Genomic DNA, 12,909 nt, shown 5'->3' with positions numbered 1-12,909 from the left:
TCATGCTGAATTATGTTTGTAAACGCCTGCTGGGGCTTATCCCGACGTTGCTGATTGTGGCGGTGCTGGTGTTTTTATTTGTCCATATGCTGCCCGGCGATCCGGCGCGGCTGGTTGCCGGTTCCGATGCGGACGCGACAGTCATTGAACTGGTGCGCAAACAACTGGGCCTCGACCAGCCTTTGTATAAGCAGTTTTTGCACTATATCTGCAACGTGTTGCAGGGCGATTTTGGGACGTCGATGGTCTCCCGTCGCCCGGTTTCGGAAGAGATTGCCAGCCGCTTTATGCCGACATTCTGGTTAACCATTACCAGCATGGCCTGGGCAGTGTTGTTTGGCCTTGCTGCCGGAATTGTGGCGGCAATCTGGCGCAACCGCTGGCCGGATAAGCTCGGCATGGCGCTGGCCGTGACCGGTATCTCCTTCCCGGCGTTTGCGCTTGGGATGTTGCTGATGCAGATTTTCTCGGTGGAGTTAGGCTGGCTTCCGACCGTCGGGGCCGATACCTGGAAGCACTACATTCTGCCTTCAGTAACTCTGGGCGCGGCCGTGGCGGCGGTGATGGCCCGCTTTACCCGCGCCTCGTTTGTTGACGTGCTGAGTGAAGATTATATCCGCACCGCGCGGGCGAAAGGGGTGAGTGAAAAATGGGTGGTTCTCAAGCACGGTTTTCGCAATGCGATGATCCCGGTGGTAACAATGATGGGGCTGCAGTTCGGCTTCCTGCTGGGCGGCTCTATCGTGGTGGAAAAGGTCTTTAACTGGCCGGGGCTGGGGCGTCTGCTGGTGGACTCGGTCGAAATGCGTGATTACCCGGTCATTCAGGCGGAAGTTCTGCTTTTCTCGCTGGAGTTTATTCTTATCAATTTAGTGGTGGATGTGCTCTACGCCGCCATTAACCCGGCCATCAGGTATAAGTAAGATGCGATTGTTGAACTGGCGTCGCCAGGCCATTGTAAACGCTATGCCGGGGCTTAAGCCGGACCACATCCGCACGCCGTGGGTTGAGTTCTGGCGGCGCTTTCGTCGCCAGCCAGTGGCTATGACGGCGGGGCTTTTTGTTCTGCTGCTGATTGTGGTGGCAGTTATCGCTCCGTGGGTGGCTCCGTTTGATGCTGAAAACTACTTTGATTATGACCGTCTGAACGACGGACCGTCGATGCTGCACTGGTTTGGCGTGGATTCGCTCGGGCGCGATATCTTCAGCCGTGTGCTGGTAGGGGCACGGATCTCGCTGGCGGCCGGGGTCTTTGCGGTATTGATTGGCGCAATCATTGGGACGGTACTCGGTCTTGTCGCCGGGTATTACGAGGGCTGGTGGGACCGCATTATCATGCGCGTGTGTGACGTGCTGTTTGCGTTTCCCGGTATTCTGCTGGCGATTGCCGTCGTCGCCATTATGGGGAGCGGCATGGCGAATGTGATCATCGCCGTGGCGGTCTTTTCCATTCCGGCGTTCGCCCGCCTGGTGCGCGGTAACACGCTGGTACTCAAGCAGCAGACGTTTATTGAGTCGGCGCGCAGCATGGGAGCCAGCGATGCCACGATCCTGTTCAGCCATATTCTGCCGGGTACGGTGTCGTCAATCGTGGTCTATTTTACGATGCGTATCGGGGTGTCGATTATCTCGGCGGCCAGCCTGTCGTTTCTGGGGCTGGGGGCGCAGCCACCGACGCCAGAGTGGGGCGCGATGCTGAACGAGGCAAGAGCGGATATGGTGATTGCGCCGCACGTAGCGATATTCCCGAGCCTGGCGATTTTCCTGACCGTGCTGGCGTTTAATCTGCTGGGAGACGGGCTGCGCGATGCGCTGGACCCGAGGATTAAGGGGTAGTGCGGTAGAATGTGCCGGGTGGCGGCTACGCCTTACCCGGCCTACAACAAAGGAGTAGGAAGATTAAACCCGGCTACCCCACAAATCATACTCGTCCGCGTTTTCAACCTTCACGCGAATAATGTCACCCGGCTTGACGTTGGTTTCACCGTTCAGGTAGACCGCGCCGTCGATTTCAGGGGCATCCGCCATGCTGCGGCCAATCGCGCCTTCTTCGTCCACTTCGTCGATAATGACCAGAATTTCGCGGCCCACTTTCTCCTGCAGACGTTCAGCAGAGATCTGCTGCTGCAACTGCATAAAGCGGTTCCAGCGCGCTTCTTTGATCTCTTCCGGCACCTGATCCGCCAGCTCGTTAGCCGTTGCGCCTTCTACCGGGCTGTATTTGAAACAGCCTACGCGGTCCAGGCGAGCTTCTTTCAGGAAGTCGAGCAGCATCTGGAAATCTTCTTCGGTTTCACCAGGGAAGCCGACGATAAAGGTGGAGCGCAGAGTCAGGTCCGGGCAGATTTCGCGCCACTGTTTGATGCGAGCCAGCTGGCGATCAACGGAGCCAGGGCGTTTCATCAGTTTCAGAATACGCGGGCTGGCGTGTTGCAGCGGAATATCCAGGTACGGCAGGATTTTGCCTTCCGCCATCAGCGGGATCACGTCGTCAACGTGCGGGTAAGGGTAGACGTAGTGCAGACGCGTCCAGATGCCCAGCTTAGACAACTGTTCGCACAGGCCAACCATGCTGGTTTTTACCGGCTCGCCGTTGTGGAAACCGGAGCGGTGTTTCACGTCTACACCATAGGCGGAGGTATCCTGAGAAATCACCAGCAGTTCCTTCACGCCCGCGTCGGCCAGACGTTTGGCTTCCGCCAGCACTTCGCCGATTGGACGGCTCACCAGATCGCCACGCATAGACGGGATAATGCAGAAGGTGCAGCGATGGTTGCAGCCTTCAGAAATTTTTAAGTAAGCGTAGTGGCGCGGCGTCAGCTTAACGCCCTGTTCCGGCACCAGGCTGAGGAACGGGTTGTGCTTTGGTTTTGGCACGTAGTGGTGCACGTGTTCCAGCACCTGCTCGTAGCTGTGCGGGCCGGTGATTTCCAGTACCTTCGGGTGTACTTCGCGGATCTGATCCACTTTAGCGCCCAGGCACCCGGTCACAATTACTTTGCCGTTTTCCGTTAGCGCTTCACCGATGGCTTCCAGAGACTCCTGTACCGCACTGTCGATAAAGCCACAGGTATTGACGATCACCATGTCGGCGTTGTCGTAGCTTGGCACCACGTCATAGCCTTCGGTACGAAGTTCGGTCAGGATGCGTTCAGAATCCACCAGGTTTTTCGGGCAGCCCAGGGAGACGAAGCCGATTTTCGGCTGGTGGGTAACATTGCTCATAGGTTAAAAATTCATCAATTATGGAGTTATCAGGGCGGGATTTTACAGCGTTCCGCGAGGGATTTATACACCCTTTGCGGGGCGGATGACTTCGCCAGACGTTGTAACATTGTAAAGAATGTTAACGAGTTACGTTTTATTGATCTCAGGCATTAAATTGTACAAAAAATAACCTTATTCTGAATGTGCAACAAGGCTGACAGAGGAGGAAATAGCATGTCCGTTGACAGACTGAAACGCGATCTGCTTAACAAGCTGATCAACGCCCGAATCGACCTTGCCGCGTATCTGCAGTTGAGAAAGGCGAAAGGGTATATGTCAGTCAGCGAAAGCGAACATCTGCGTGATAATCTCTTTGAACTTGGCAACTTTATGCGTGAAAAAGCACCTGTTCTGAAAGCGGAATGCGCTGAAAGCGAGCTGGTTGCTCTGCGCCGCGCCGCTGAGGTGCTCTCCATTGCCGGGGTATGTCTGATGACCGGACGCCATGACTGCCCGAATTTTATTGCTGTCAACGCAGAGAAGCTCGAAAACTGCCTGACGACGCTCTCTCTATGCATCATGTGTCTGAACAAGCAGGAGACGCTTGAACAGCATTAAGCCTGGGGGAGGCGACTCCCCCTTCTGATTAAGATTTTGTAAAAGTGATAACGCGACCGGGCGTTGTGGCTAATCTTTATGCCATATGCCGACAAAGGAGCGCGTTATGCATCGATCCTCGTTGATTTTCATTCCTGCATTATTATTCCCTGTTTCGCTGCTTGCTGCCCCGGATGCGGTGAAGGTCGAGGTATTGCAAACCAGGCTCGATCATCCCTGGTCTTTGGCCTTTTTACCGGACAATAAGGGGCTGCTGGTAACGTTAAAAGACGGGCAGCTTAAACACTGGCAGGCGGGGAAAGGGCTTTCCGATCCGATTGTCGGTGTACCGAAGGTGTGGGCGAGCGGACAGGGGGGATTGCTGGACGTGGTGCTGGCACCGGATTTTGAAAAATCACGCCGCATCTGGCTGAGCTACGCCGAGGCGGGTAATGACGGAAAAGCGGGGACTGCGGTGGGGTATGGTCGGTTGAGTGACGATCTGTCGCGCATCGAGGGTTTCCAGGTGGTACTCCGTCAGATGCCGAAACTCTCCACCGGTAACCATTTTGGCGGCCGGCTGGTGTTTGACGGGAAAGGCTATCTCTTCATCGGTTTAGGCGAAAATAACCAGCGTCCAACGGCGCAGGATCTGGATAAGCTGCAGGGTAAAGTGGTGCGCCTGACCGAAGACGGGAAAGTGCCGCCGGATAATCCGTTTGTGAACACCTCTGGCGCGCGGCCGGAAATCTGGTCCCTGGGTATTCGTAACCCGCAGGGTATGGCGATGAACCCGTGGAGCGACACGTTATGGCTCAACGAGCATGGGCCACGCGGCGGGGATGAAATCAACATCCCGGAGAAAGGCAAAAACTACGGCTGGCCGCTGGCGACGCACGGCATTAACTATAGTGGCCTGAAGATCCCGGAAGCCAAAGGCGAGCACGTGGAAGGAACAGAAAAACCGCTGTTTGTCTGGAAGGTGTCACCCGCCGTGAGCGGCATGGCGTTTTACAATAGCGATGTTTTCCCGCAGTGGAAAAACAAGCTGTTTATCGGTGCGCTGAAGGAAAAAGACATTATTGTGCTGAGCGTGGATGGCAACAAGGTGACCGAGGACGGGCGTATTCTGGGTGATAAAGATCAGCGTATCCGCGATGTGCGGGTCGGGCCGGATGGCTATCTGTATGTCCTGACCGATGAGTCGGACGGGCAACTGTTGAAAGTCAGCCCGTCCGGCGCGTAATCAGCTCACCGGGATCATGACCACCTTACGGTACGCCGGGCGCTCGCTGAGCTGCTGTAGCCAGCGCTCAAGGTGCGGGCGCGGCGTCCACGTCAGGCCCATGTTGGTCAGGTTCCAGACGAACGGCGCAACGGCGATATCACCCACGCCGAAGGCGTCGCCAGAGAACCATGTATGCTTCGCCAGCTCGTCGTCCATCATCGCAAAAAGCGCTTCGCAGGCGTCCTGTGCGGCGTGGATGGCAGGGTAATCGCGTTCTGGCTCGGGCGTTCTGATAAGCCCCATCAGGATCACGCGGTGAGTGGGAGAGAGCGTCTGGTTTGCCCAGTCCATCCACTTTTCACCCTGGGCGCGCTGAGCCGGACTCTCTACCCACAGGCGGCTCTGACCGTACTGGGCGGCGAGGTATCGCACGATCGTATTAGATTCCCAGAGCGTCGCCCCGGTCTCTTCATCGCGCAGCAGCGGCACTAAGCCGTTCGGGTTCATGGCCAGATACTCAGCCTCGTGATTGACGCCAAACTGTAAACCTGCCATCACCTGCGTAAACGGTAAATCCAGCTCTTCCAGCGTCCAGAGCACTTTTTTAACGTTGGTTGAATTGTTCCTGCCCCACAGCGTAATCATATTAACTCCCACAATAGTCAAACAGAATCAGAGCCCACGATACGCCATGGTGAGATAAAGCTAACAATTACGCAACAGAGGACAAAAAAATCGCGCTTATCAAAGCGTATCTGAATGTTATTGCATAAACTTTAAAAACTTTACCTGGTTTAGGTTTCTTTGAACGCTGTAGTGCGCTATTACTCATCGCTTCTTGCGACACGGTGATTGTGACGTGATTTTTAGAAAGGACACTCGGGTGGCATTTATGACGCAAAAAACTTCTTCTCTGCGCAGCCTCGCGGCAGGTTCTGCGCTGCTTTTCCTTTTTGCACCAACACTTTATGCGGCGGAACAGGCAGCGCCCGAAGCTCCGCCTGTCGATGCACGCGCCTGGATCTTAATGGATTACGCCAGCGGTAAAGTGCTGGCGGAAGGCAACGCCGATGAAAAGCTCGATCCGGCCAGCCTGACCAAAATCATGACCAGCTACGTGGTGGGCCAGGCATTAAAAGCGGGCAAAATCAAACTTGATGACATGGTCACTGTTGGAAGAGATGCCTGGGCGACCGGCAACCCGGCGCTGCGTGGCTCCTCCGTGATGTTCCTGAAACCAGGCGATCAGGTTTCGGTTTCCGATCTGAACAAAGGGGTCATTATCCAGTCCGGCAACGACGCCTGTATTGCGCTGGCGGATTACGTGGCTGGCAGCCAGGACTCCTTTATCGGCCTGATGAACGGCTATGCGCAAAAGCTGGGGCTGACCAACACGACGTTCAAAACCGTCCACGGTCTGGATGCGCCGGGTCAGTTCAGTACCGCGCGTGATATGGCGCTGCTGGGTAAAGCGCTGATTCATGACGTGCCGGATGAGTACGCGATTCACAAAGAGAAAGAGTTTACGTTCAATAAGATCCGCCAGCCGAACCGTAACCGTCTGCTGTGGAGCAGCAACGTCAACGTTGACGGCATGAAAACCGGGACGACAGCGGGCGCGGGCTACAACCTGGTGGCCTCGGCGACCCAGGGCGATATGCGCCTGATTTCGGTGGTGCTGGGCACTAAAACCGACCGCATTCGTTTTAACGAATCAGAAAAACTGTTGACCTGGGGCTTCCGCTTCTTCGAAACCGTAACGCCGATTAAGCCGGATGCGACTTTCGTCAGCCAGCGCGTCTGGTTTGGTGACAAGCGTGAGGTGAATCTGGGGGCGGGTGAAGCCGGTTCGGTGACCATCCCGCGCGGTCAACTGAAAAACCTGAAAGCCAGCTTCACGCTGACTGAGCCACAACTGACTGCACCGCTGAAAAAAGGCCAGGTCGTCGGGACGATTGATTTCCAGCTTAATGGTAAGTCGATTGAACAGCGTCCGCTGGTGGTTATGGAAGCGGTGGAAGAGGGCGGCTTCTTCAGCCGGATGTGGGATTTCGTATTAATGAAATTCCACGGGTGGTTTGGCAGTTGGTTTAGTTAAGTTTTTGCCGGGTGGCGCTGCGCTTACCCGGCCTACGTTTTTCTCCCTCTCCCCGTGGGAGAGGGCATCAGACCGCACCCCTCTCAATACATCAACTTAATCTGCTGCGCTTTTGCATACGCCGCCAGCTCGTCATCCGGACGGCAATCGCTCACGATGGCGTCAAACTGCGCCAGCTCACCCATTCTTGCCGAACGCACCTTACCAAACTTGCTGTGATCGACCACCAGCACATGGTACTGCGCTGCGTTCAACGCCCAGTGTTTCACCGGTAGCTCTTCGAGGTTAAAGCAGGTCGCTCCCTGACGCACATTCACGCCTGCCGCAGAGTAAAAGGCGATATCCGGGCATAAATTGTTAAGCGTGTCCTGCAGGTTCAGTGGCTTAAAAATCGCGTTGCTGGCATGAAACTCACCGCCGCAGAGGATCACCCGGCACTCCGGTTTTTCCTGCAGTGCCAGGAAGGTATTTAATGAGTAGCACACGGCGGTAAACGGGAGGCTGCTGTCGATGGCTTCGATGATCCACGGCGTGGTCGTTCCGCAGTCAAAAAACAGCGTTTGATGCGGCTGTACCAGCGAGGCCGCGAGCCGTGCGGCTTTGCGTTTCTCTTCTACCAGACGCGTTTTCTGATCGCTAATCAGATAATGGCTGGCGCTACGCGGCTCAAGGACGATGTACCCGCCCAGCAGCACGACGGGCGCGCTGTCGCTGTTCAGGTCACGACGAATGGTCATCTCCGAGACGCCGAGCAGGCTAGCGGCTTCTTTGAGATGCAGCTTATCACTGCGCTTCAGCGCCTGGAGCAGCTGAGCAATGCGGTCATCGCGTCGTGTTTCCATAGATCCTCGGGATAGAAAAGTGAACCCCCGCAGGGCGGGGGTTCAAGTGTAACCTGTTGAGCCAGGATTAGTCACGTATCCAGCCTTTACGGATCGGGATAGCAAACAGAATGCGATAAAGCTGAGACAGCCCGCGGTAAAGCTCCGGACCAAACAGGCTCCACAGGATCGCCGCGCTCACGCAGCCCATCAGCCCCACCAGGAACCCGCCCACCATATCCAGCGGCCAGTGCACGCCCAGGTAAACGCGGGACCAGGCGATAGCGGCCGCTATTACCATCAGCACCGCTCCGGACCATAGGCGATGCCAGAACAGGAACGCCAGTGCGAAGGTGAAAATCACCGTACCGTGATCGCTCGGGAAGGAGTCATCCGGCGCATGGTGCAGGAAGTTATATCCTACATGCCCGACGAAGGGACGCTCGTGCGGGAACACGTGTCCCAGAACATAGCTGGTCAGCACGCTGACACCGAGAGCCATCGCCACTTTGATAACTAGCTGGCGCTGCGCGTTCACCTGTTTGCGTGGCCCCCACAGCCAGAGAATAGCGGCCAGCGCGGGAACGATGCTGATCAAATCCTTTGCAATAAAGGTGGCGATATCAATCATCCATTCCGGCGAGGCTGGCGTGGCGTTGATCAGATAAAACAGTCCGTAGTTCAGATTTTCTAACATACCCTCATCACTCTTTAGCAAACCAGGTGGAAACAAGGCCGTAGACCACCACCTGAGAAAACCAGACCCACCACCCAGCCCACAGGTTGTGAGAGAAAAAATGTGCCCCGCGCATCACCTGGCCGTAACCCATTGCCAGCCCTGCTACGGCACCCAGCACGACAAAGCTCCAGGCCAGGCGCGGACGTTCGCGCCAGAACGCAAAAAACAGCCCCATCACCATAAAGCCGCTTGAGGCGTGCCCGCCGGGGAAGCAGCGTCCGGGCCCGCTCGCTGCCGGTACTGCGCTAAACAGCGGGTAAGAGACCGCTTTTCCGCCGTACTCCACCAGGTCCCACGGACAGCTATGGTGGCTAATGCTTTTCAGCGCACCGACCACCAGCGTGCCCAGTCCCATCAGCAACGCGGCAGTCACCAGCCGCGCATTGCGTTTGCATGCCCCGTAAATCAGCGCCACGGCAGCCATCGCAATCGCAACGTACTTCGCCAGCCGGTGGTTCAGCAGATCCAGCAGGGGATTTTGCTGCAGCGGAAAACGCTGTGCGGCGGCGTCGTACCAGAAACCGGTGATCCACCTGTCGAGCGTTTCGTCACGTGACAGCCAGGTAAACAACACCGCGAAGACGATCAGCACGAAAAGCTGATAACCATAAAAGCGGGTCGGCAAACGGTAAAGTTGTTTTGTCTTAGTTGTCGGTAACTTAGACAATTCTGAAGGGCTGAAGATATGTGCCATAATTTCGGTTAATGACGTGAAATAGCGCTATCATAGGGGGGCCAACTTAAGGAAACCTTAAACAACAACGATATGTGCTTTATTTCTGTTTTTTCTCGATAATGTGCTATCTCAGGCAGCGGCAATTCATTACACTCATCGCGATTTTTTCATCATAAAGAGACTGCATGTTAAACCGTTCTTCTTCCGGTAACCGTCTGGGTCGTCAGGCGTTACTGTTTCCTCTGTGTCTGGTGCTCTACGAATTCTCTACCTACATCGGCAACGATATGATCCAGCCCGGTATGCTGGCCGTGGTGGAACAGTACAACGCCGGTATTGAGTGGGTGCCGACCTCCATGACCGCCTATCTGGCTGGCGGCATGTTTTTGCAGTGGTTGTTAGGACCGCTGTCGGATCGTATTGGCCGTCGTCCGGTGATGCTGACCGGCGTGGTGTGGTTTATCGTCACCTGTCTTGCCACGCTGCTGGCGCAAAATATTGAACAATTCACTCTGCTGCGCTTCCTGCAGGGGGTCAGCCTGTGCTTCATTGGTGCCGTGGGGTATGCCGCGATTCAGGAATCGTTCGAAGAGGCGGTGTGCATCAAAATTACCGCGCTGATGGCGAACGTGGCGCTGATCGCGCCGTTGCTGGGGCCGCTGGTGGGGGCTGCGTGGGTACACGTTGCGCCGTGGGAAGGGATGTTTATTCTCTTTGCGGTGCTTGCCGCTATCTCTTTCTTTGGATTGCATCGTGCAATGCCGGAAACCGCCACCAGACTGGGGGAAACGCTCTCGCTGAAAGAGCTGGGTCGGGATTATAAAGAGGTCCTGAAAAACGTCCGTTTTGTCGCAGGTGCGCTGGCGACGGGCTTTGTCAGTTTGCCGCTTCTGGCGTGGATCGCCCAGTCGCCGGTGATTATTATCAGCGGTGAACAGCTCAGCAGCTATGAGTATGGCCTGCTGCAGGTGCCAATCTTCGGGGCGTTGATTATCGGTAACCTGGTGCTGGCTCGCCTGACGTCGCGTCGGACCGTGCGTTCCTTGATCATTATGGGTGGCTGGCCGATCGCGGCAGGGCTGATTGTGGCGGCGGTTGCGACTGTCGCGTCATCGCATGCATACCTGTGGATGACGGCGGGGCTGAGTATTTATGCTTTTGGTATTGGTCTGGCGAATGCCGGACTGGTGCGTCTGACGCTCTTTGCCAGCGAAATGAGTAAAGGCACGGTGTCCGCGGCGATGGGTATGCTGCAGATGCTGATTTTCACTGTTGGTATTGAGGTGAGCAAGCACGCCTATGCTTTTGGCGGCAACGGGCTGTTCAGCCTGTTTAACCTTGCCAACGGCGTGCTGTGGGTCGGGTTGATGGTGGTGTTCCTGAAAGACAAACGTGTCGGAAACGCCCTGCAACCTTAATCCTTCTTCCCTCTCCCTTTGGGAGAGGGCACCAGACCGCACGATGTTAATGAAACGGCGCTTCTCCGTTCAACACTTTCTCAATCACGTCTAAAACACCTTCGTTATTATTGTGCGGCGCTTCGAACCGGGCCACCGCTTTAATTTGCGGTCTGGCATTTGCCATCGCAAAGCTAAAGCCGGACTGACGCAGCATTTCCACGTCGTTACCGCTGTCGCCAAACGCCACCACTTCACTGTTTTCAATCCCCCAGCGTTCCTGCAATATCCGCAGGCCGTTGGCCTTATGCACGCCGGGGATAATCAGGTCGATGCTGCCGTGGCCGGTGGTGACAGGCACCATAATGTCGCCCAGTTTTTCATGCAGCAATGCCTGAATACGCGGTATTTCAGCATCGGAGACGTTAAGCCCGAACTTAAAGAAGATATCGTTCAGATGGTCAAAATTGTTCACCATTTCCAGCCGATGATAGTATTTCGCGGCGATCGCTTTGAATACATCGTCATAAGCCTTCAGGGTATAGGCGCTGCTTTTTCCGCAGGCGATAATCTCAATGCCTGGCACATCGTTTAACACGGCGGCCACGGTATCGAAGTGTGCTTTCGTCAATTCGCCATTAAAGACATCTTCCCCTGCGCTAACCACCCAGCCGCCATTTTCGGCAACAAACGAAATTTCATGTGCAATCTCCGGGAAAAATGAGATCAGCTGGTAATACTGGTTGCCGCTGGCAACCACGAAGCGAATGCCTTGCTCCTTCATGCGCGCGTACTGCGCCAGAAAACGCGCACGGTTGTAAGTCTTTGCATCGCTCAGAAAGGTACCATCCATGTCGACTGCAATCAGTTTAACGCTCATATCCCTTCTCCATTGACGTTTGTTCTGCTTCCGGTTTTGCCACCGCGCGCGCCACCAGCGCCGCAATAATGACTAACCCTAACACCACCAGCATCGCGCTGCGCAACCCGTAGTGCTCACCGAGGAAACCGAGCAGCGGTGGCCCGACGAGGAAGGCGAGGTAGCCTGTGGTTGCCACCACGCTGACGCGCGTCGGCGCATCCGGTCCGGTATCGCTGGCGGCGGAAATGGTGAGCGGGAAACCAAGCGATGCTCCCAGCCCCCAGAGGATCACGGAGACGCCGGCAATCCAGTCCACATCCACAAAGATGATCATTGCGATGCCTAAGCCGCCCAGCAGGGCGCTGGCGCGAACCACCGCCACGCGGCTGTAGCGGTCAATAAACCAGCCGCCGGTAAAGCGTCCGACGGTCATCCCCAGCGTAAACCCGGCGTAGATCAGTGAGCCGGAGGTGGGGCTAAACCCGTGTCCATCCACCATCAGCAGCGGCAGCCAGTCATTTGCAGAGCCTTCGGCAAAGGCCATCGCCAGCACCACCACGCCAATCAGCATTAACTGGATGTCGCGGTAGAATGGTAGCCCTTTTTCGGCGGATTTTTGTTCTTCTGCGGAGTTTTTACCTGTGCCGTCAGGGATCGCCCGGATGCCGATCAGAATGGGGATAATACAGACCAGCGCGGCCAGTAAAATATGCAGGTTAGCAGCGATACCCCATGCCGTCAGTGCCATCCCCGCACCCGCGCCCGCCAGCGTGCCGAAGCTGTAGAAGCCGTGCATCATCGGGAGCACCGTCTTGTTCATCTCACGCTCGACAGCCGCCCCTTCGACGTTAATCGCCACTTCTGCGGCCCCAAAACTTCCGCCAAAGACCGTCAGTCCCAGCGCAAACAGGACAGGAGAAGCAAACCACAGCGCCACGCTCAGCACTATCATTCCGGCTACCGCGCAGCACATAGTGGTGCGGATCACCGCCCGCGTGCCAAAGCGTTTCACCAGCCAGGCCGAACAAAGAATACCGCTCATGGAGCCAATCGACAGGCCAAACAGCACGATGCCCATCTCGGCCGTTGAAACGGACAAAATATCGCGGATAGCGGGGGTACGCGTTGCCCATGAAGCCATGAGCAGCCCAGGAATAAAGAAGAACATAAACAGCGCCCACATGCGCAGCTGCAGGGCTTTACGGGGAGAGGTCAACGTCATTGGGATAAGCACCAGAAGTACAACAATAGCGACAACACTAGCAACTTTGTGTACATTTGTAC

General features: G+C 55.9%; 13 protein-coding genes. 6 read left to right on the top strand and 7 right to left on the bottom strand.

Features of this window, described 5'->3' with window-relative positions; genetic code table 11:
• The first annotated feature begins 2 nt into the window (after window positions 1-2).
• A complete protein-coding gene (gsiC, locus tag ABGB15_RS14120; protein ID WP_152083994.1) occupies window positions 3-923 on the top strand; it encodes a glutathione ABC transporter permease GsiC in 921 nt (306 codons plus the stop codon).
• 1 nt (window position 924) lies between these two features.
• A complete protein-coding gene (gsiD, locus tag ABGB15_RS14115; protein WP_152083995.1) occupies window positions 925-1,836 on the top strand; it encodes a glutathione ABC transporter permease GsiD in 912 nt (303 codons plus the stop codon).
• 63 nt (window positions 1,837-1,899) lie between these two features.
• Here the strand turns inward: gsiD and rimO are convergent, their stop codons facing one another.
• Window positions 1,900-3,225: a 30S ribosomal protein S12 methylthiotransferase RimO gene (gene rimO / locus ABGB15_RS14110; RefSeq protein ID WP_152083996.1), complete on the bottom strand. Its 1,326-nt coding sequence runs from the start codon at window positions 3,223-3,225 to the stop codon at window positions 1,900-1,902.
• 216 nt (window positions 3,226-3,441) lie between these two features.
• On the opposite strand from rimO, the gene bssR reads away from it, so the two are divergent.
• Complete coding sequence (bssR, locus tag ABGB15_RS14105; protein WP_152083997.1) at window positions 3,442-3,825, top strand: biofilm formation regulator BssR; 384 nt, start codon at window positions 3,442-3,444, stop codon at window positions 3,823-3,825.
• Between the two features lie 106 nt (window positions 3,826-3,931).
• A complete protein-coding gene (locus ABGB15_RS14100) occupies window positions 3,932-5,050 on the top strand; it encodes a PQQ-dependent sugar dehydrogenase (RefSeq protein WP_215723430.1) in 1,119 nt (372 codons plus the stop codon).
• Here ABGB15_RS14100 and ABGB15_RS14095 read toward each other — a convergent pair whose 3' ends face one another.
• Entirely contained in the window at window positions 5,051-5,677 is a 627-nt protein-coding gene (locus ABGB15_RS14095; protein ID WP_152083999.1) for a glutathione S-transferase family protein, read from the bottom strand.
• Window positions 5,678-5,924: 247 nt separating this feature from the next.
• On the opposite strand from ABGB15_RS14095, the gene dacC reads away from it, so the two are divergent.
• Window positions 5,925-7,130 carry a serine-type D-Ala-D-Ala carboxypeptidase gene (gene dacC / locus ABGB15_RS14090; protein WP_152084000.1) on the top strand — a complete coding sequence of 402 codons (1,206 nt, stop codon included), beginning with the start codon at window positions 5,925-5,927 and terminating at the stop codon, window positions 7,128-7,130.
• 83 nt (window positions 7,131-7,213) lie between these two features.
• Here dacC and deoR read toward each other — a convergent pair whose 3' ends face one another.
• The 3 genes from deoR to ABGB15_RS14075 form a co-directional block, all read right to left on the bottom strand.
• A complete protein-coding gene (gene deoR, locus ABGB15_RS14085; RefSeq protein ID WP_215723431.1) occupies window positions 7,214-7,972 on the bottom strand; it encodes a DNA-binding transcriptional repressor DeoR in 759 nt (252 codons plus the stop codon).
• Between the two features lie 67 nt (window positions 7,973-8,039).
• The gene (gene ybjG / locus ABGB15_RS14080) at window positions 8,040-8,648 is read right to left on the bottom strand and encodes an undecaprenyl-diphosphate phosphatase (protein ID WP_215723432.1); all 609 of its coding nucleotides are present in this window, start codon (window positions 8,646-8,648) and stop codon (window positions 8,040-8,042) included.
• Window positions 8,649-8,655: 7 nt separating this feature from the next.
• Window positions 8,656-9,384 (bottom strand): phosphatase PAP2 family protein, encoded by a 729-nt coding sequence (locus tag ABGB15_RS14075; RefSeq protein WP_215723433.1) that lies wholly within the window; start codon window positions 9,382-9,384, stop codon window positions 8,656-8,658.
• Between the two features lie 167 nt (window positions 9,385-9,551).
• Between ABGB15_RS14075 and ABGB15_RS14070 the strand changes: the two genes are divergently transcribed.
• Window positions 9,552-10,784: an MFS transporter gene (locus tag ABGB15_RS14070; RefSeq protein WP_152084004.1), complete on the top strand. Its 1,233-nt coding sequence runs from the start codon at window positions 9,552-9,554 to the stop codon at window positions 10,782-10,784.
• Window positions 10,785-10,830: 46 nt separating this feature from the next.
• Here ABGB15_RS14070 and ABGB15_RS14065 read toward each other — a convergent pair whose 3' ends face one another.
• Window positions 10,831-11,643: a Cof-type HAD-IIB family hydrolase gene (locus tag ABGB15_RS14065; protein ID WP_215723434.1), complete on the bottom strand. Its 813-nt coding sequence runs from the start codon at window positions 11,641-11,643 to the stop codon at window positions 10,831-10,833.
• Window positions 11,633-12,847, bottom strand: a complete 1,215-nt coding sequence (locus tag ABGB15_RS14060; RefSeq protein ID WP_215723435.1) for an MFS transporter — start codon at window positions 12,845-12,847, stop codon at window positions 11,633-11,635. Before ABGB15_RS14060 ends, ABGB15_RS14065 begins: the two co-directional genes overlap by 11 nt.
• Window positions 12,848-12,909 lie beyond the last annotated feature (62 nt).

Origin of the sequence: Enterobacter sp. MALB-1 (genome assembly GCF_041021625.1) — a bacterium.
Classification (GTDB): Bacteria; Pseudomonadota; Gammaproteobacteria; order Enterobacterales; family Enterobacteriaceae; genus Enterobacter; species Enterobacter oligotrophicus.
Note: the sequence above shows the minus strand (reverse complement) of the source record. Positions and strands in the feature narration are given on the sequence as shown.

Coding starts and splice junctions, on each gene's coding strand:
- gsiD (WP_152083995.1), top strand. CDS start 925: ATGCGATTGTTGAACTGGCGTCGCCAGGCCATTGTAAACGCTATGCCG.
- ABGB15_RS14070 (WP_152084004.1), top strand. CDS start 9,552: ATGTTAAACCGTTCTTCTTCCGGTAACCGTCTGGGTCGTCAGGCGTTA.
- ABGB15_RS14075 (WP_215723433.1), bottom strand. CDS start 9,384: ATGGCACATATCTTCAGCCCTTCAGAATTGTCTAAGTTACCGACAACT.
- deoR (WP_215723431.1), bottom strand. CDS start 7,972: ATGGAAACACGACGCGATGACCGCATTGCTCAGCTGCTCCAGGCGCTG.
- dacC (WP_152084000.1), top strand. CDS start 5,925: ATGACGCAAAAAACTTCTTCTCTGCGCAGCCTCGCGGCAGGTTCTGCG.
- bssR (WP_152083997.1), top strand. CDS start 3,442: ATGTCCGTTGACAGACTGAAACGCGATCTGCTTAACAAGCTGATCAAC.
- rimO (WP_152083996.1), bottom strand. CDS start 3,225: ATGAGCAATGTTACCCACCAGCCGAAAATCGGCTTCGTCTCCCTGGGC.
- ABGB15_RS14060 (WP_215723435.1), bottom strand. CDS start 12,847: ATGACGTTGACCTCTCCCCGTAAAGCCCTGCAGCTGCGCATGTGGGCG.
- ABGB15_RS14065 (WP_215723434.1), bottom strand. CDS start 11,643: ATGAGCGTTAAACTGATTGCAGTCGACATGGATGGTACCTTTCTGAGC.
- ABGB15_RS14100 (WP_215723430.1), top strand. CDS start 3,932: ATGCATCGATCCTCGTTGATTTTCATTCCTGCATTATTATTCCCTGTT.
- ABGB15_RS14095 (WP_152083999.1), bottom strand. CDS start 5,677: ATGATTACGCTGTGGGGCAGGAACAATTCAACCAACGTTAAAAAAGTG.
- gsiC (WP_152083994.1), top strand. CDS start 3: ATGCTGAATTATGTTTGTAAACGCCTGCTGGGGCTTATCCCGACGTTG.
- ybjG (WP_215723432.1), bottom strand. CDS start 8,648: ATGTTAGAAAATCTGAACTACGGACTGTTTTATCTGATCAACGCCACG.